This window comes from Bradyrhizobium huanghuaihaiense (genome assembly GCF_025200885.1).
In the GTDB taxonomy this organism is placed as follows: Bacteria; Pseudomonadota; Alphaproteobacteria; order Rhizobiales; family Xanthobacteraceae; genus Bradyrhizobium; species Bradyrhizobium huanghuaihaiense.
Window position 1 is genome coordinate 2203126 of sequence record NZ_CP104172.1, and the last position, 17260, is coordinate 2220385.

Below are 17260 nucleotides of genomic sequence, written 5' to 3' on the forward strand. Positions count from 1 at the left end.
GACGCTACGCATTCTACGTCCTCTGCGAGCTACGAACTCCGGTACCAACTCGCCAGATTCCACGTGATGGTGTCCCAGCCCGAGATGTCGGCCATCAGGCTGTTGACGCCGGCGTTGACGATGTGGCGCGAGAGCAGCGGCAGGAACACGTGGGCCTCGCAGAAGATTTCGTCGACCTTCATCAGCAGCGCGGCGCGCTTGACCGGGTCGAGCTCGTTCTGTGCGGCCTTGTAGGCCTTGTCGGCTTCGGGATCGGAATAGCGCGAATTGTTGCGGCCGAGCCATTTGTTATCCTTGGTGGCGATCTCCCAGGAGACGCACTGGTTCAACAAGCGCTCCGGATCGGGCTGCGGTTGCGTCGTGTTGTACATCTCCATGTCGGCGTAGAATTTCGAATAGGTGTCGGGGTTGCCGACATCAGAGGAGAAGAACACCGATGCGGTGACCGCCTTGACCTCGATCTCGATGCCGGCTTTCTGGCAGGCCTGCTTGATGATGGCCTGCGTCTTCTGCCGCGGGGCGTTGGTCGAGGTCTGGAACACGTATTTGAGCTTCTTGCCGTCCTTCTCGCGGATGCCATCCGCGCCCCTGGTCCAGCCGGCCTCGTCGAGGATCTTGTTGGCCTTGTCGATGTCGAACTCGTATTTCAGCTTGGGCGACTTGAACTGCGTGGGCGCATTGACGAAGCTCGCGGTTGCGATGGCGCCGCGTCCGTAGATGAACTTCTGGACCGAGTCGCGGTCGATCAAGAGATTGATCGCGCGGCGAACGGCGGGATCGGACAGCGTCGGGTGCTTGGTCTTGACGCTTGAACGCTCGCCGTCGACCTCGGTCCAGGGGTCCGTCGTGTTGAGGATGATGAACTCGACATTGCCGGAGGGCGTGATGTCGAGCTTTCCTTTGCCGCCCGCCTCCATGCGCTTGAGGACCTCCTCCTCCACCTGCATGTTCCAGGCGAAGTCGTATTCGCCGGTCTGCAGCACGGCGCGCGCCGCAGAGACCGCATCGCCGCCGCCCTTGACCTCGATCGTGTCGAAATACGGCTGGTTCTTGATGTGATAGTCGGGATTGCGTTCGGCGCGGATCAAATCGCCCGGCTTGAACTCGACGAATTTGTATGGGCCGGTGCCGACCGGCTTCAGATTGCCGGGAGCCTCGCGTGACTTTGCGCCGATATAATCGCCGAAATGATGCTTCGGCAGGATCTGGCCGACCTGGCCGCCGACGAACGGGTCGGCCCAAAACGGCGTCGGCGCTCTGAAGATCACTTTGACGGCGTGGTCGTCGATCTTCTCGACCTTGATGTCCTTGTAGGAGCCCGTGGTGTAGGCCGCGGTTGCGAGATCCGCGGCGTATTGCCAGGTGAAGACGACGTCGTCGGCGGTGAAGGGCTTGCCGTCATGCCATCTGACGCCCTGCTTCAGCTTCCAGATCACGCTCATGCCGTCGGCCGCAAGGCCGCCGTTCGCCTTGGTCGGAACCTCTGCGGCAAGGCAGGGGATGAGATTGCCGTCCTTGTCCCAGCCGGCAAGCGGCTCGAAGAAGATGCGCGAGGCGATCTGGTCCTTGGTGCCGAGCGCGAAATGCGGATTGAGCAAAGTGGGCGCCTGCCAGAGCAGCATCTTGAGCGCGCCGCCGCCGCCGGCCTTGGTCGGCTTGTATGCGAGCGTCGCATCCGCCATCGCCACGTCGTTCCAGAGCAGGATCTGGCTTGCGACCGGCGCTGCGATCCCGACCGCAGCCATGGACCGGATGAACGAGCGTCGCGACAGCGTGCCTTGCTTCACCTCCGCGATCAGACCCCGGATGTCGTTCTCGTTCATCAGATGACCTCCACCTTCACAAAGAAAAGTCGCCAACGGCATGCAAGTTACGTGCACTCTAGCTTGGGACGCCTGATGTCGTGGAGTCAAAGGGATACCCTGCGGCGAAATGACGAACGCGCCCAGATGCGCGTTCCCGGGCGATCGGCCGCGCCGCAGCAACATGGCCCGGCTCTTGCCGGGCAGTATGATGGATATGTATAAACATCATACTTGGAGGTGGCGTGGTTCGGTCAGGTGGTGTCTTGAGGCAGGCGTTCGAGCCTGGCGTGCTGTTCGGCGGGCTGATCGCCGCCAACATCGCCGCATGGGCTTTCGCCTTCGCAGCGTTCGGTGACCGGCCGACAGTGATGGCGACCGCGCTGCTGGCCTGGGTGTTCGGCCTGCGCCATGCCGTCGATGCCGACCACATCGCCGCGATCGACAATGTCGTGCGCAAGCTGATGCAGGCGGGCGATACGCCGCGCAGCGCCGGTCTCCATTTCGCGCTCGGCCATTCCACCGTCGTCCTGGTCGCGACCATGCTGCTCGCGCTCGGCGTCGTGAGCCTCGGCGGCGACAGCCTGCTCAAGGAGATCGGCTCCCTGATCGGCACCTCGGTGTCGGCGCTGTTCCTGCTGGTGATCGCGGCAATCAATCTCGCCATCTTCGCCGGGCTGTGGCGGATCCTGCGCGAGGTGCGCGAGCAGGGCATTCACGATGCTGCGCAGCTCGAGGCGCTGCTCGCGTCGCGCGGCTTCCTGGCGCGGCTGCTCGCCCCGATGTTCCGCCTCGTCACAAAACCCTGGCACATGTATCCGCTCGGCCTGTTGTTCGGGCTCGGCTTCGACACCGCGACCGAGATCGGCCTGCTCGGCATCTCCGCCACGGAAGCTGCGCGCGGCGTCTCGCTTGCGCAGGTACTGGTCTTCCCCGCGCTGTTCGCCGCCGGCATGGCGCTGGTCGACACCGCCGATTCCGCGCTGATGGTGAGCGCCTATCGATGGGCCTTCGTCGATCCCTATCGCAAGCTCTGGTACAACCTCACGATTACCGGCGCCTCCGTCGCGGTCGCGCTGCTGGTCGGCGGCATCGAGGCGCTGGGTCTGATCGCGGACCGGCTCGGCCTGTCGGGCGGGCCGTGGTCGCTGGTCGAGGCCCTCAACGATTCGCTCGCCAATGTCGGCTTTGCCGTGATCACGTTGTTCGTGATCGCATGGCTGCTCTCGGTCGTGCTCTATCGCCGCATGGCTCCGAGCGGCCGGCGGCGCATGGTCGATCCTGACGAGTTGAGCAGGGACGCCGCGCCGGGCTGATCGCACCTCAGTGTGTCGCAACGGCAACAATCGGCGACTTTCCGCGATCCGTGGTCAGAACAAAATTCCTCGCGCCCTTGCGAACAACCAACTCGCGCCAACATAGCGTCCGGTAAAGATCACACGCCAGGGGGCGGGTGAAACAGACGGCTGTCGACAGCGAGTGAGCATCATGCGCGCGTTCTTCCGAATCGCGTTCGTTCTATCCGCCCTGTGGTTTCTTGCTCATCCGAACGCATCCCAGGCCCACGCCATCATCGTCTCATCCTCGCCGGCCGCCGGCGCGACCGTATCCGGCGACACCGTCGCGATCCGCCTTCACTTCAACAGCCGGATCGATCGCGCGCGCTCCAAATTGACGCTGCTGGCGCCGGACGGTGCGGCGCGCGCCCTGACGCCGGCTTCCGACGCGCCCGCGGACGAGCTCAATGCCGACGCGACGCGGCTCCCGGCGGGTGCATGGCACCTGCGCTGGCAGGTGCTGAGCGTCGACGGCCACATCACCCGCGGCGACATTCCGTTCACTGTCCACTGACGTGTACCTGCTCCTCGACATTTTCGGCTATCTGTCGGTGGTCCTGCGGGGCCTGATCCTGATCGCCCAGTCGTTCACCCTCGGCGGTCTCGCGTTTCAGTTGCTGCTGTGGGGGCCGTTGCAGCCGCAGCTTTCCGTCTTCGGCCTCACGATCGAGGAGCGATGCCGCGCGTTCCTGCGGTTCAGCGCCTTCGCATGGGCGCTCCTCACAGTCGCCTCGCTGGCGCTCAATGCGGCCGCGCTGGTCGGGACGCTCCAGGTGCCCTGGAGCGAGGCGGTCAGTGCCGATTTTGGCCGCGCGGATATCGTCATCGCGGCCTGTGCATTGGGCATCGCAATCCTGGCCAACGGTCCCGCGCACCGGCTGCGGTCGGCCGCGCTTCTTGCCCTGTCGGTGCTGGCGCTGGCGATGCAGACCCGGCTTACGCATGCAGCCAGCCGGCCGGACGTGCGCTGGCCGCTGCTGCTGTCCGACGCAGGCCACATGGCGGGGGCGGCGGTCTGGATCGGCGGTCTGCCCTATTTCCTGATCGCGCTGAATGGCTGCAAGGACGCCGGCGACTGGCGCCTCATCGCGCGCCGCTATTCGTTGATGTCGATGGTCGCGGTCGCAGCGATCGTCTGCGGCGGCCTGGTCATGGCGGCGAACTATATCGGCTCGGTCGCCGCGATCTACGGCACCGCCTATGGCGTCATGACTCTGGCCAAGCTCGGCCTGCTCTTGATGCTGCTGATGCTTGGTGCGGGCAATTACTTCCTGGTCGAGCGGCTGCGCCGCGACCCCACGACGCCGATCCTCCGCCTCAAGCGTTTCGCCGAGGTTGAGATCGGCATCGGCCTCACCGTGCTGCTTGCTGCGGCCTCCCTGACCTCATTGCCGCCGGGGGTGGATCTCCCGCACGATCGCCTCGCCTGGCATGAGATCGTCGAGCGCGCGACGCCGCAATGGCCGCCGCGCCTGACCAGCCCGGATTACGACAAGCTCACCGTCGCGCAGCTGCAGGCCAGGATCACGCTTGCGGACGCCGGGCGCGCCAACGCACAGGCGGCCTACGTTCCCGGCGAGGGCACGATCCTGCCGCGCAATGCCGAGGACATCGCCTGGTCCGAGTACAACCATCACTGGGCCGGCGTCTTCGTGGTGCTGATCGGGCTGTTGGCGCTGCTCGAGCATTTTCGCTGGGGCCGCTGGGCGAGGCACTGGCCGCTGCTCTTCCTTGTGATGGCGGCCTTCCTGTTCTTCCGCGCCGACGAGCAGGCCTGGCCACTTGGTCCTGCCGGCTTCTTCGAGTCGCTGCGCGATCCCGAAGTGGCGCAGCATCGCATCTTCGTGCTGCTGATCGCCGTGTTCGGCGTGTTCGAATGGCGCGTGCGCTCACGCGGCAGCAGGGCCGGGCGAGCGGCCCTGGTGTTTCCCCTGACCACGGCGCTCGGCGGCGCGCTGCTGCTCACGCATTCCCATGCGATCGCCAACATCAAGGACCAGCTGCTCATCGAGATGAGCCACACCCCGCTCGCGCTCTGCGGTGTCGCCGCCGGCTGGGCGCGCTGGCTCGAATTGCGGCTCGACGGCCGCGTCAGCCGTGCCGCAGCCTGGATCTGGCCCGTCGCCTTCATACTGGTCGGGCTGATCCTGCTGGACTACCGCGAAGCGTAAGGCCGCTTCCTATCCGTCGTACTGATCCGGCCCCATCGCCCACGACGTCTGATCGTGGCCGTACGCGTAATTGCGGTTGTTGACCACAGGGTTGCGATTGACCATCGGCCGCATGAACATCGGGTGGGTGGCGCTACGTACCTCGTGCTCGACCGTGAACAGCGGCTTGCCGCTGTCGAGATCGACGATGTCGCAGAACCGATATTGATACTGGTTGTCCTCGCGCGAGATCAAATTGCGCGCGAGCAGCTTGCGGTACGGGCCGGAGAAGTCGGTGATGTACATCTGCACATGGTGCCCGTCATAGTCGCCCTGCGGCCGGTCGGTCTCGCGAAACAACAGATGCTGGTCGCGGCCCGTATTCACCGCCGCAACGGTGCCGTCGCCATTGCGCAAACCAGCGGGCATTCCCATGACCTCCGGATAGAAGGCGCAGATCGCCGGCGCCGTTCCGATCGGCACGTCGAACTCGACATAGGGGATGCCGAGCGTGATGCGGCCGAAGCGCGCCGCGTCCGGCTCGTAAACGCGCATGCGGTTGCCCCACGGGCAGACGGCCTCGACATGGTCATTGTGCTCAGTGAAGGTGAACGCCGTGCCTTCGAGCTTCTTCGCGACCGATGCCAGTCGCGCCAGCAGCGCCTCGCGTCCTTCGATGACGAGCCCGGTATGGCCGCGCAGCACCTGCGGCCTGCCGCTCGGCAGGTGGAACTGGCTCCGTCCGGCATTGATCCACATGTTGGTGTCGGACACCATCAGATAGGGATCGCGGGTGAGCCCCAGCCCCGTGACGTAGAATAATGTCGCCAGGCGCTGGTCCGGGACCTGGATGTTGACGTGCTCGAAATGAATCGCGTTGCCGAGATCTTCTGCGGATCGATCGAATTGTTGCGGCATGGCTATGCGCTCTGGGTGGGAGGACGGAAAAGCCATACTAGAGCACAATTTCCGCCAGCCGAAACGGTTCGGCGATCACATCTTGAGGGCGGGATTCACGCCTTTCGCCACCTTGCCGCGGCAACCAGTCCCTGTAATCTGGGCCAAAGACATCAAGGAAAGGACCGATGGGGGGAGTTCTGGAAGGCGTGCGCGTCCTCGATTTCGGGCGCTATATCGCGGGGCCGTATTGCGCGACCCTGCTGGCCGAATTCGGCGCCGAGGTCATTCGCGTGGAGAAGCGCGACGGCAGCGAGGACCGCTTCGTCGCGCCGGTCGGCGAGGGCGGCGAAGGGGCGCTGTTCCTCCAGATCAACCGCAACAAGAAGTGCATCACGCTCGATCCGATGACGGTGGAGGGGCAGGAGGTGATGCGCCGCCTGATCGCGACCGCCGACGTGGTCGTTGCCAATCTGCCGCCGCAGACCCTGCGCGCGATGAAGCTCGATTACGACTCGCTTCGAGCGATCAAGCCGGACATCATCCTGACCACGGCAACGGCATTCGGCGGGCCCGGGCCATGGTCCGATCGCGTCGGCTTCGACGGTGTCGGCCAGGTCATGTCGGGCTCGGTCTACATGACCGGCGCCGGCGATCCGCCCTACCGGGCCGCGGTGAACTGGGTCGATTTCGGTACCGCGCTGCATTGCGCGTTCGGGACGCTCGCCGCGCTGATCGAGCGCGGCAAATCCGGCCGCGGGCAGATCGTCGAGGGTGCCCTGCTGGCCACCGCGCTGTCCTTCACCAATGCCACGCTGATCGAGCAGGCCGTCATCAACGTCAACCGCGTGCCGACCGGAAATCTCGGTCAGACCGCGGCGCCCGCCGACATCTACCGCACCAAAGACGGCTGGGTGCTGTGCCAGGTCACGGGACATCCACTGTTCAAGCGCTGGGCCAAGCTGATGGGCGAGGAAGACAAATGGCTGAACGATCCGCGCTTTGCCGACGACATCAGCCGCGGCAACAACGGCGCCGTCATCAGCGAACGGATGGCGCGCTGGTGCGCGGAGCGCACCACGCAGGAGGCCGTCGACACCTTGGGCAAGGCGATGATCCCGACCGGGCCCGTGCTGAGCCCGCAACAGGCGCTCGATCATCCGCACATCCGCGCCGCCGGTTTCATGCAGGAGGTCGACTATCCCGGCTTGCCGAAACCCGCGCCGGTGATGCGTGCCGCCGTGCGGCTGTCGGAGACGCCGGGAGAGATTTCGGCGCGTCCACCCACGCTCGGTGAGCATACCGATCGCGTCCTCGCCGAGCTCGGCTATGACACGGCTGCAATCGCAGCACTTCGGCAGAGCGGCATCATCTAGCTGATGCGGCTGGACTGGACCGCCGACTGAAACGTTCAGGCGGCGGTCCAGTGCGATCTAGAGGAACTTGGGGAAGTTCTAAGGCCGCGAGACAACGCTAACCCGTCCCGTGCAAACGCATCAAGTTTCGTAGTGTTGCTCCGACGACAGATTCGTTGCCGCAGCCCGGAAATGGCCACACTTGCAGCAGGCAGCCTGCTCCTTCCGGCGCTGCTCGGTCTAGCCGGCCTTGGTCGTGTAAATCGTGGCGAAGCGCTCGCGCAGCAGATTCTTCTGCACCTTGCCCATGGTGTTGCGCGGCAAGGTGTCCACGAAGATGACGCGCTTGGGCTGCTTGAATTTCGCAAGGCGCCCCGACAGCGCATCGAGAATGACGCGTTCGTCCACCGACGAATTGGGCGAGCGGACTACGGCGGCGGTGACGCCTTCGCCGAAGTCGGCGTGCGGCACGCCGACGACGGCGCTTTCGGACACCCCGTCAATGGCGTCGATCTCGGTCTCGATCTCCTTCGGATAGACATTGAAGCCGCCGGTGATGATGAGATCCTTGCCGCGGCCGACGATGTGGAGATAGCCCCGCGCGTCGAGCTTGCCGAGGTCGCCGGTGATGAAGAAGCCGTCGCTGCGGAATTCGGCCGCGGTCTTGTCCGGCATGTTCCAGTAGCCGGCGAACACATTCGGCCCCTTCACCTCGATCATGCCGACGTCGCCAACGGGGAGGATTGCGCCGGTCTCGGGATCGGTGACGCGAACCTCGACGGCGGGAAGCGGCCAGCCGACCGAGCCGGCAATGCGCGCGCCCTCGTAGGGATTTGAGGCGATCATGCCGGTCTCGGTCATGCCGTAGCGTTCCAGAATCGCGTGCCCGGTCCGCTCCTTCCAGGCCCGGTGGGTCTCGGCCAGCAGCGGCGCCGAGCCGGCGACGAACAGCCTCATGTTGGCGGTGGCTTGCTTGCTCAGGTTCGCGCTCTCGAGCAGGCGGACATAGAAAGTCGGCACGCCCATCAGAACGGTGCTGCGCGCCATCGTTGCCAGAATGCGTTCGGCGTCGAACTTCTGCATGAACAGGATGCGCGCGCGTGCGGCGAAGGAGACGTTGCAGGCCACGAAGAGCCCGTGAACGTGATAGATCGGCAGGGCATGGATCAGCACGTCCTTGCTCGCATAGCGCCACTCCTGGACGAGCGTCAGGGCGTTCGAAGAAAGATTGCCGTGTGTCAGCATGGCTCCCTTCGAGCGGCCGGTCGTGCCCGAGGTGTAGAGGATGGCTGCGAGATCCTCATGCGTCCTGGCGACGGTGTCGAATCCCGCCGGGAAGTCTGCCGCGGCATCGGCGAGCGAGCCCTTGCCGCGGTGATCGAGCGTCTCGACCCGTCCGCCTGCCTTGGCGGCGATGGCGCGCAAATCGGCCTCTTCCCTGGGATCGCACACGATCAATGTCGGCTGCGCGTCGCGGATGAAATACTCGGTCTCAGTCGGCGTATAGGCGGTGTTGAGCGGCAGATAAACGGCGCCGGCGCGCAGCGTCGCAAGATAGAGCGCGACGGCCTCGACGGATTTCTCGACCTTGGCTGCGACGCGGTGGTTCGGGCCGATGCCGATCTTGGCGAGGAAATTCGCGCACCTGCCGCTCAGCGCAGCAAGGTCGGCATAGCTCAAGGTCGTGCCGTCGTCCTTCTCGATGCAGATGGACTGGTCGGACTCCGCGCCGGCGAGCAGGCGATCATACAGGTTCGAGGTCATGACGAGATCTTCCGTTGCGAGTTGGTGTGAGGACTGGGTACGAGGTCGCGCGATGACAATTTCGCGCGAAGCGCCTTCTTCACCTTGTCGGACGCCACGACGGTGCCGTGTTCGGCAAACGCTTCATGGTTCGCCTCGATGTGCTCGAGCGCGTAGAGATAGTTCACCATCAGCCCGTACGACTGCTTCACGCCCTTGGCGGAGCTGTCGCCCAGGAAATTCAGCCGTTCCAGGCGCGCGCCGTTGCCGAGATGGAAGCGGGCGACCGGGTCGACCGGCTTGCCCGACGGCAGCTTTGCCTTGAGGAAGTAATAGGCGGCAAGCGCCGTGATCGGCTCTTTCGCCTGCGCGATGTCGCCGCCCTCATCGAGTGCGGCCATCGCCCGCCTTGTATCCTCGTCGATCGCCGCGGAGGCCTCGGTCTTGAGCTCGCGCCTCGCCCAGCCGGCAAAGCCGGGCACCGGCGACAGGGTGACGAAGGTCTTTAGGTTCGGCAGCTCGCGGGCGAGATCCTGCACCACCTGCTTGATCAGGAAATTGCCGAATGAGACGCCGGCAAGGCCCTTTTGCGTGTTCGAGATCGAGTAGAACACGGCGGTCGTCGCCTCGCGCGCGGCGATCGCCTGGCGCGATCTGTCCAGCAGCGGTCCGATCGCGCCGGGAATCTCCTTCGTGAGCGCGACCTCGACGAAGATCAGCGGCTCGTCGACCAGCTGCGGATGAAAGAACGCGTAGCAGCGGCGGTCCGGCGGCTCGAGCCGGTTGCGCAAATCGTCCCAGTCCTGGATCGCGTGGACGGCCTCATACCTGATGATCTTCTCCAGGATATTCGCCGAGGTGGTCCAGTCGATCGGCCGCAGCACGAGAAAACCCCGGTTGAACCAGGACGAGAACAGATGGACGAAATCGTCGTCGACGGCCTGAAGCTCGGGATGTTCGCGCAGCAGCGAGAGCAGCACCTCACGCATCCGCACCAGCGACGACGTTCCGCCGGGCGCGAGGTTGAGGCGCCGGATCAGCTCCTGCCGGCGCGGCTCCGCGGCGGCATGGAGCGCCTCGAGCCTGGCGCCGTCGCCGCCCTCCTTGCGCTGGTAGGCGGCGATCGCAAGCTCGATCGCGCGACGGTCCGGCCCGAACCGGTCGGCGAGGGAGGAGAGGAATTTGAGCCGCTGCGGCTCGGCCGCCCGCTCGAAGGCCGCAAGCAGCGATTGCGCGATCGCAACGCCGGAGGCCTCGCCGCGCCGCGACAGCAGTGCCTCGCCGAGCAGCTCGAGGTCGCGATCCTCGCTCCCGTCCCGTTCCGCCTTCATGCCCAGGACCGCGCGGCCGCGTTGCGTCAACGTGTCGATCAGCCCTTGCAGGAATTCGGGCGCGGCGATGCGTCCGGATCGGATGTCGTTCAGCATGGTTCGTGCCTCCTCGGGTTATCGCGATGGCGGACCCATCACGAGGTTGGGCAGAAGGGTGGAGATCGACGGCACCAGGCACAGCAGGACGACCGCGAACGCCATCAGCAGGACGAAGGGCAGCGTGCCCCAGATCACGTCCCGTAACGGGATGTCGGGTGCGATGTTCCTGATGACGAAGATGTTGAGGCCGACGGGCGGATGGATGAGGCCCATCTCCATCACGATCGTCATCACCACGCCGAACCAGATCAGGTCGAAGCCGGCGTCCTTGAGCGGCGGCAGGATGATCGGGGCGGTCATCAGGATGATCGAGACCGGCGGCAGGAAGAAGCCGAGCACGACCACCAGCACCAGGATCGCGCCCAGCAGCACCCATCGCGACAGCTGCATCGCGACGATCGCCTGCGCCGCCGCCTGGCTGATGTGGAGATAGCTCATCACGTAGGAGTAGAGCAGCGACATGCCGATGATCAGCATCAGCATGGTCGATTCCTTCAGCGTCGATTCCAGGATCGGACCGAGATCCCGCGGGCGCCATACGCCGTAGATCGAGGCGATCAGGACCAGCGCCAGGATGCCGCCGAGCCCGGCGGTTTCCGACGGCGTGGCATAGCCGCCATAGAGCGCGATCATGACACCGCTGAGCAGCACGACGAAGGGCAGCACGCGCGGCAGCGCGCCGAACCGCATCGCCATGGTGAAGCGCTCGTTCGACAGGATCGGATGCTGCGCCGGATCGGCCGCATAGGCGCGCTGCGCCGCGGCGTATTCGGACCTGAACCTCAGCACGGCGTAGGTTGCAAACAGCAGCACCAGGAGCAAGCCTGGTCCGATGCCGGCGAGGAAGAGACGGCCGAGCGACTGCTCGGCGGCGACCGCATAGAGGATCATGGTGATCGAAGGCGGCAGCAGGATGCCCAGTGTGCCGCCGGCTGCGATCACGCCCGCGGCGAAGCCGCCGGAATAGCCGCGCTTGCGCATCTCGGGAATGCCGGCGGAGCCGATCGCCGAGCAGGTGGCCGGAGACGATCCTGCCATCGCGGCGAACAGCGCGCAGGCGAAGACGTTGGCGATGCCGAGGCCGCCGGGAATGCGGCCCATCCAGACATGCAGCGCGCTATAGAGATCCTGTCCCGCCTTCGACTTGCCGATCGCGGCGCCCTTCAGGATGAAGAGCGGGATCGCCAGCAGCGTGATCGAGGCCATCTCCTCGTAGACGTTCTGCGTCACCGTATCGAGCGATGCGGCGGGCATGAAGTAATACATGAAGACGACGGCAACCGCGCCGAGCGCCAGCGCGATCGGCATGCCCGAGGCCATGACGGCGAGGGTCGCACCACCATACATCAGTCCGACGGCAAGCGTGCTCATTTGCTCCTCCATGCGTCGACGCTCGCGGCGAGCTGAAGCGCGATCTGCAGCGTCATCAGCGTCATGCCCAGCGACATCATGCTGTAGGGAATCCACAGCGGCGGGGCCCAGGTCGACCCGGACACCTGGCCGTCGACCCAGGCTTCGTGGAACAGCGTCCAGGATTTCCAGGCGAAGAAGCAGCAGAACAGCAGGCTCGCGGTGTCGACCACGAGCATGCGGATCGCATTGCCGCGTTTCGACAGGTAGCCGGTGAGGGCCTCGATGCCGATATGGCCGCGCCCGGCCTGCACGAACGCGGTGGACAGGAACGTGGCGCCGACCAGCAGGAACACCGCGGCCTCGTCCTGCCAATAGGTTGCCGCGTTGAAGAAGTAGCGCGCGGCGACGCTGTAGCTCAGGATCGTGCTCGCGACGATGAGCGCGATCGAGCAGAGCACGACGATCGCCCTGTTGAGCACGGTCATCGCGCGAGCGATCCGTCCCACCGGAGAACCGGGGCGCGCTGCCGTCACTGTGGCTGAATGGCCGAGATCGATGCCGTGCGCGCTCATGAGCCGGCCTCCATGGCAAGCTTGATCAGGCGGGCGCAGTTCTCGTTCTTGTTGGCGTAGTCCTTCCAGGCCGTGTCGCGCGCAAGCTCGCGCCACGCCTGAACCGTCTTTTCGTCGAGATCGTGCACGGTCGCGCCGGCGGCCTGGTAGACCTTGGCCACGCGGACGTCGTCCTCCACCGCCGCAGCGCGGCCGAACGCTTCGAGCTCGGCGCCGACCGAGACGATGATGTCGCGCTCCTCGCTGGAAAGCCGGTCGAACACAGCCTTCGACATCACGAGTGGCTCGAGCATGAACCAGTAGCTCTTCGCTCGCCCGGTCGTCAGATGCTTGGCGAGCTCTTCGAGGCGGAAGGAGGTCAGGCTGGTGGACGAGGTGAGGGCGGCATCGCACGCGCCGGTCTGCATCGCCGCATAGAGTTCGTTGGAGGGCAGCGACAGCACCGAGGCGCCGGCAGCCTGCAGCACGAGATCCATCTCGCGCGAACCGCCGCGGATCTTCATGCCCTTGGCGTCGCCGACCTCGACCAGCGGACGCGCACGGCTGGCGACGCCGCCGGCCTGCCAGATCCAGGTGACGATCACGAGGCCCTTGGCGGCGAGGAATTTGCTGAACTCCTGGCCGATCGGCTTGTTCTTCCAGCCGAGGCCTTCGTCGTAGCCGGTGACGAGGCCCGGCATCAGGCCGATGTTCAGTTCGGGAAGGTCGCCGCCGGCGTAGGAGATCGGGATGAGGCTCATGTCGAGCGCGCCTTTGCGCATCGCCGAGACCTGCGCGTTGGTCTTCATCAGCGACGAGCCCGGATAGATCTCGGCGGTCATCGCGCCCTTGCTGCGCTCCTGGATCAGCGCCGCAAAGCGCCGGCAGAGCCGGTCGCGGAAGTCCCCCTCGGTTGCGGTGCCTCCTGGAAACTGGTGCGAGATCTTCAGGGCCGTTGCCGCGCGCGCCTCTCCGAACCGGAGCAGGGCCGGGGCCGCGATCCCCAAAGCCAGGGCTTGGCGTCTCGAAATCCTCATTCCATACCTCCCGCTGCTGGATTGCATTTTTTATTTCTAATCTTGCATACAATTAGCACATCAACTGCATGCTGTATGTTTTGTCAAGCTTGTGGTATGGAATTGGCCTATAAGGTGCATACAATGAGCCAGGCCTTCAGACTGAAGCAGTCGATCGAAGACGCTGTGATTGCAGGGGAATTCCTGCCGGGCGACCGCCTGGACGAGGCCTCGCTCGCGGAGCGATTCGGGGTGTCGCGCACCCCCATCCGGGAGGCGCTGCTTCAGCTCGGCGCCGAAGGCTTCATCGATGTCCGCCCGCGCCGGGGCGCGATCGTCAGCGTCCCGTCACCGACCCGGCTGTTCGAGATGTTCGAGACCATGGCCGAGATCGAAAGCGCGTGCGGGCGGCTGGCCGCGCGTCGGCTGACGCCGGACAATGACGCGGCGATGGAGGCGGCTCACCGTGCCTGCGAGATCGCCGCGCGCGAGGGCGACAGCGAGCAGTACTACGCGGACAACCGCAATTTTCACGAAGCGATCTATCGCGCAAGCCGCAACAGCTTCCTGGCCGATCAGGCCTTCGCCCTGCACAAGCGCCTGAGCGCCTATCGCCGCATCCAGCTTCGGGCGCGCAATCGTCTGCTGCAATCGCTCCAGGAGCATGCCGGGATTCTCGAAGCGATCCGCGCCGGCGACGAGCAGCTCGCCGCGACGCGGCTTCACGACCACGTTCTCGTGCAGGGCGAGCGCTTCTCGGACATGGTGCTCGGCCTTGCCGGCGATCGACGATCGGACGCCTCCAGCAGAAGCGGAACGGCGAAATAGCGTCGGGCTGACGATGTCGTCGGCTCGTCCGTCTCACCGCCGGCTGACAGCGCGAGACGTTGTCGTCGCCGCGAAATCGTTTCCTGTTTCGTGCCGAATGGAGAAAGGCTGCCCACGCAGGCCGCCAATTTGGATTTCCATTTCATTGATTTCGCCTCGCGGAGAAGCGAATACGGTTCCAATGATTGTCGTTGAGTGATGGAGACCAAGATGTCGTTTCGCCTTCCCCTGATCCTCGCGACCGTGCTCGCCGCATGGTCCGCCGCAGCCGCGGCCGAGACCATCAAGATCGGCGTGACGCCGGGGCCGCATGCGCAGATCCTCGAGGCGGTGAAGCCGATCGCCGCCAAGCAGGGCCTCGACATCCAGCTGCTCGAGTTCTCCGATTACGTGGTGCCGAACGCCGCGCTCGATGCCGGCGAGATCCAGGCCAATTCGTTCCAGAACCAGCCCTATCTCGACAACCAGAAGGCCGACCGCGGCTACAAGATCGAGGCCGTCGGTCTCACCGTGAACTTCCCGATTGGCGTCTATTCGAAGAAGCACAAGGCCTTCGCTGATATCCCCGAGGGCGGCAAGGTCTCGATCCCGAACGATCCGACCAATGGCGGCCGCGTGCTGCTGCTGCTCCGCGACAAGGGCGTGATCAAGCTGAAGGACGGCACGGGCTTCAAGCCGACCGTGCTCGACATCACCGAGAATCCCAAGAAGCTGAAGTTCATCGAGGTCGATGCGGCGCAGGCCCCGCGCGCGCTCGACGACGTCGACGCAGCCGCGATCAACACCAATTATGCAACCCAGGCGGGCCTCGATCCGGTCAAGGATCCAATCCTGCGCGAGGACCCGAAGGGGCCCTATGTCAACCTGATCGCCGTGCGCACCGCCGACAAGGACAAGCCCTGGGTCAAGATCCTCGTGGACAGCTATCACACGCCCGAGGTGAAGGAGTTCGTCCTGACCAAGTTCAAGGGCGCGGTGCTGCCGAGCTGGTAGGCAGTCTGCCCAGCCAGAGTCCAGCGCAGGAGGGATGATCCGGCGGGCAGCCTTGCGCAATGCCCGCTTGTCTGGAGCTGCGGCAACCGACATCATCGGGGCCCATCCTCGCCCGACAGGGATCGTATGAAACGCTTTGCAAACCTGAAACGCCTGGGCTTCTTCACGCGGCTGCTCGACGAGGCGCCGGCGGCGGACCGCTACCGCTTTGCGGCCGAGCAGATCGTGCGCGCCGAGAAGGCCGGGCTCGATTCCGCGTGGATCGCGCAGCATCACTTTCACGAGCGCGAGGGCGGCCTGCCGTCGCCCTTCACCTTCCTCGGCTATGTCGCAGCCCAAACCTCGCGCATCCGCCTCGGCACCGGCATCGTGACGCTGCCGCTGGAGAGTGCAGTGAGGGTTGCGGAGGACGCCGCGGTGCTCGATCTCCTCTGCAACGGCCGCTTCGAGCTCGGCGTCGGCACCGGCGGCAATCCGTCGGCCTTTGCCGCCTTCGGCCTCGACGGCGCCCAGCGCAACGAGATCTTTGCACGCAATCTGGACATCGTCCGCAAGGCACTGACCGGCAAGCAGCTCGACGGCGGCGACACGCTCTATCCGCAGCGGCCGCAACTGGACAAGCGCATCTGGCAGGCGACATTCTCCGTCGCCGGCGGCGCGCGGGCGGGCAAGGCCGGCGACGGCCTCCTGCTGTCGCGCACCCAGCCGCGATCCAAGGACGCGCCGAACGCGACGCTCGCCGAGATCCAGAACCCGATCATCGACGCCTATCTCGAAGCGCTGCCGCCGGGCTGCGAGCCGCGCATCATGGCCTCGCGCAGCGTCTTCGTTGCCGACGACCATCGCGAGGCGATGCGGCTTGCCGATATCGGACTGCGCCGCGCGCTGCCGCAATTCATGAAGGGCGGTCACCTTCCGCCGGGCGAGACACTGGAGGAGATGATCGAGGCGTTCGACACCCATGTCGGCGCCGCCGACGAGGTGATCGCCTCGCTCCGCACCGATGCCACGCTGGAGCGGGTGACCGATCTCGTCTTCCAGGTGCATTCGGTCGATGCGCCGCATCCCTACGTCCTGCGCTCGATCGAGCTGGTCGCGGAGAAGGTGGCGCCCGCGCTGGGCTGGACCCGGACGGCGGCCAAAGACGTTGCTCTCGCAGGCTAGCCGGGATGAATGTGATCGCGCGACACGAGGCTGAATGATGGCACCGAAGGATATCATCGACACACTCGCCGGCATCGAGCCCGGCTCCACCCTCGACGCCATCCGCGCGCGCCGCCTGCAGGCGCGCGAGAATGCGCAGAAGGGCTATCTCTCGCTGTTCGAGCCGATCGACGCCGGCGATTTCTCGCTTGCCGAACGCGCCGCGGTCGCGGCCTTCGTGACAGGGCTGCATGGCGAGTCCCCCGTCGCCGCCTTCTATCGCGACAAGCTTGGAGCGAATGCGGATGGGGCGGCGCTGGTCGAGCCGATCCAGATCGAGATTGAGCGCGGAAAAACCACGGGTCCCTATGGCGCCTTTCCGGCCGGACCGCTGTCGGCCGAGAACAAGGCTGGCTTGATCTACCGCGTGAGTGCCGAACGCAAACCGCAGCTCGGCAACCGGCTGGTTGCGGCGCTTGAACATGCGCATCTGCTGGTCTTCCGCCCGCGCGATGCCGCATCCGCCGACATGAAGGCGCTGCTGGCTGCCGGCTGGTCGACCACCGGCATCGTCACGTTCTCGCAGCTCGTTGCGTTCCTGTCGTTTCAGGTCCGCGTCGTCAGCGGCTTGCGCACGCTCGCAGCGACAAGCGCGTAGGAGG

General features: G+C 65.3%; 15 protein-coding genes. 8 read left to right on the top strand and 7 right to left on the bottom strand.

Annotation, left to right across the window (positions count from 1 at the left end):
* Positions 1–29 precede the first annotated feature (29 nt).
* A complete protein-coding gene (locus N2603_RS10430) occupies positions 30–1823 on the bottom strand; it encodes a peptide ABC transporter substrate-binding protein (protein WP_018641308.1) in 1794 nt (597 codons plus the stop codon).
* A 245-nt stretch (positions 1824–2068) separates the two neighbouring features.
* Between N2603_RS10430 and N2603_RS10435 the strand changes: the two genes are divergently transcribed.
* The 3 genes from N2603_RS10435 to N2603_RS10445 all read left to right on the top strand — a co-directional run bounded on the left by N2603_RS10435 (position 2069) and on the right by N2603_RS10445 (position 5310).
* Positions 2069–3118, top strand: coding sequence for a HoxN/HupN/NixA family nickel/cobalt transporter (locus tag N2603_RS10435; RefSeq protein WP_018641307.1), 1050 nt, complete (start codon positions 2069–2071; stop codon positions 3116–3118).
* 172 nt (positions 3119–3290) lie between these two features.
* Positions 3291–3653 carry a copper resistance CopC family protein gene (locus tag N2603_RS10440; RefSeq protein WP_026311739.1) on the top strand — a complete coding sequence of 121 codons (363 nt, stop codon included), beginning with the start codon at positions 3291–3293 and terminating at the stop codon, positions 3651–3653.
* A 1-nt stretch (position 3654) separates the two neighbouring features.
* A complete protein-coding gene (locus N2603_RS10445; protein WP_260388666.1) occupies positions 3655–5310 on the top strand; it encodes a copper resistance D family protein in 1656 nt (551 codons plus the stop codon).
* 9 nt (positions 5311–5319) lie between these two features.
* On the opposite strand, the gene N2603_RS10450 is transcribed toward N2603_RS10445, so the two are convergent.
* Complete coding sequence (locus N2603_RS10450) at positions 5320–6207, bottom strand: VOC family protein (protein ID WP_260388667.1); 888 nt, start codon at positions 6205–6207, stop codon at positions 5320–5322.
* Positions 6208–6374: 167 nt separating this feature from the next.
* Here N2603_RS10450 and N2603_RS10455 point away from each other — a divergent pair, with 167 nt between their 5' ends.
* Positions 6375–7562 (top strand): CaiB/BaiF CoA transferase family protein, encoded by a 1188-nt coding sequence (locus tag N2603_RS10455; protein WP_260388668.1) that lies wholly within the window; start codon positions 6375–6377, stop codon positions 7560–7562.
* A gap of 219 nt (positions 7563–7781) precedes the next feature.
* Here N2603_RS10455 and N2603_RS10460 read toward each other — a convergent pair whose 3' ends face one another.
* Genes N2603_RS10460 through dctP form a run of 5 tightly spaced genes read right to left on the bottom strand, consistent with a single transcriptional unit; the run spans position 7782 to position 13655 of the window.
* On the bottom strand, positions 7782–9305 hold the full coding sequence (locus N2603_RS10460; RefSeq protein ID WP_260388669.1) for a malonate--CoA ligase: 1524 nt from the start codon (positions 9303–9305) through the stop codon (positions 7782–7784).
* Complete coding sequence (locus N2603_RS10465) at positions 9302–10711, bottom strand: malonyl-CoA decarboxylase (RefSeq protein WP_260388670.1); 1410 nt, start codon at positions 10709–10711, stop codon at positions 9302–9304. The genes N2603_RS10460 and N2603_RS10465 overlap by 4 nt, the downstream gene beginning before the upstream one ends.
* A gap of 18 nt (positions 10712–10729) precedes the next feature.
* Positions 10730–12085, bottom strand: coding sequence for a TRAP transporter large permease (locus N2603_RS10470; RefSeq protein WP_260388671.1), 1356 nt, complete (start codon positions 12083–12085; stop codon positions 10730–10732).
* Positions 12082–12639 (bottom strand): TRAP transporter small permease, encoded by a 558-nt coding sequence (locus N2603_RS10475; RefSeq protein WP_018641299.1) that lies wholly within the window; start codon positions 12637–12639, stop codon positions 12082–12084. Before N2603_RS10475 ends, N2603_RS10470 begins: the two co-directional genes overlap by 4 nt.
* Positions 12636–13655, bottom strand: coding sequence for a TRAP transporter substrate-binding protein DctP (gene dctP / locus N2603_RS10480; protein ID WP_260388672.1), 1020 nt, complete (start codon positions 13653–13655; stop codon positions 12636–12638). Before dctP ends, N2603_RS10475 begins: the two co-directional genes overlap by 4 nt.
* 123 nt (positions 13656–13778) lie before the next feature.
* Here dctP and N2603_RS10485 point away from each other — a divergent pair, with 123 nt between their 5' ends.
* The 4 genes from N2603_RS10485 to N2603_RS10500 all read left to right on the top strand — a co-directional run bounded on the left by N2603_RS10485 (position 13779) and on the right by N2603_RS10500 (position 17256).
* Entirely contained in the window at positions 13779–14462 is a 684-nt protein-coding gene (locus tag N2603_RS10485; protein ID WP_260388673.1) for a GntR family transcriptional regulator, read from the top strand.
* A 198-nt stretch (positions 14463–14660) separates the two neighbouring features.
* Positions 14661–15455 carry a MetQ/NlpA family ABC transporter substrate-binding protein gene (locus tag N2603_RS10490; RefSeq protein WP_260424178.1) on the top strand — a complete coding sequence of 265 codons (795 nt, stop codon included), beginning with the start codon at positions 14661–14663 and terminating at the stop codon, positions 15453–15455.
* Positions 15456–15581: 126 nt separating this feature from the next.
* Positions 15582–16619: a putative FMN-dependent luciferase-like monooxygenase gene (locus N2603_RS10495; protein ID WP_260388674.1), complete on the top strand. Its 1038-nt coding sequence runs from the start codon at positions 15582–15584 to the stop codon at positions 16617–16619.
* A gap of 37 nt (positions 16620–16656) precedes the next feature.
* Positions 16657–17256, top strand: coding sequence for a CMD domain protein (locus tag N2603_RS10500; protein WP_425249002.1), 600 nt, complete (start codon positions 16657–16659; stop codon positions 17254–17256).
* Positions 17257–17260: the final 4 nt, after the last annotated feature.

What these genes read in the sequence shown, in the direction of transcription:
- N2603_RS10430 (WP_018641308.1), bottom strand. Translation starts at nt 1,823, where the DNA reads ATGAACGAGAACGACATCCGGGGTCTGATCGCGGAGGTGAAGCAAGGC.
- N2603_RS10440 (WP_026311739.1), top strand. Translation starts at nt 3,291, where the DNA reads ATGCGCGCGTTCTTCCGAATCGCGTTCGTTCTATCCGCCCTGTGGTTT.
- N2603_RS10450 (WP_260388667.1), bottom strand. Translation starts at nt 6,207, where the DNA reads ATGCCGCAACAATTCGATCGATCCGCAGAAGATCTCGGCAACGCGATT.
- N2603_RS10455 (WP_260388668.1), top strand. Translation starts at nt 6,375, where the DNA reads ATGGGGGGAGTTCTGGAAGGCGTGCGCGTCCTCGATTTCGGGCGCTAT.
- N2603_RS10460 (WP_260388669.1), bottom strand. Translation starts at nt 9,305, where the DNA reads ATGACCTCGAACCTGTATGATCGCCTGCTCGCCGGCGCGGAGTCCGAC.
- N2603_RS10465 (WP_260388670.1), bottom strand. Translation starts at nt 10,711, where the DNA reads ATGCTGAACGACATCCGATCCGGACGCATCGCCGCGCCCGAATTCCTG.
- N2603_RS10470 (WP_260388671.1), bottom strand. Translation starts at nt 12,085, where the DNA reads ATGAGCACGCTTGCCGTCGGACTGATGTATGGTGGTGCGACCCTCGCC.
- N2603_RS10475 (WP_018641299.1), bottom strand. Translation starts at nt 12,639, where the DNA reads ATGAGCGCGCACGGCATCGATCTCGGCCATTCAGCCACAGTGACGGCA.
- dctP (WP_260388672.1), bottom strand. Translation starts at nt 13,655, where the DNA reads ATGAGGATTTCGAGACGCCAAGCCCTGGCTTTGGGGATCGCGGCCCCG.
- N2603_RS10485 (WP_260388673.1), top strand. Translation starts at nt 13,779, where the DNA reads ATGAGCCAGGCCTTCAGACTGAAGCAGTCGATCGAAGACGCTGTGATT.
- N2603_RS10490 (WP_260424178.1), top strand. Translation starts at nt 14,661, where the DNA reads ATGGAGACCAAGATGTCGTTTCGCCTTCCCCTGATCCTCGCGACCGTG.
- N2603_RS10495 (WP_260388674.1), top strand. Translation starts at nt 15,582, where the DNA reads ATGAAACGCTTTGCAAACCTGAAACGCCTGGGCTTCTTCACGCGGCTG.
- N2603_RS10500 (WP_425249002.1), top strand. Translation starts at nt 16,657, where the DNA reads ATGGCACCGAAGGATATCATCGACACACTCGCCGGCATCGAGCCCGGC.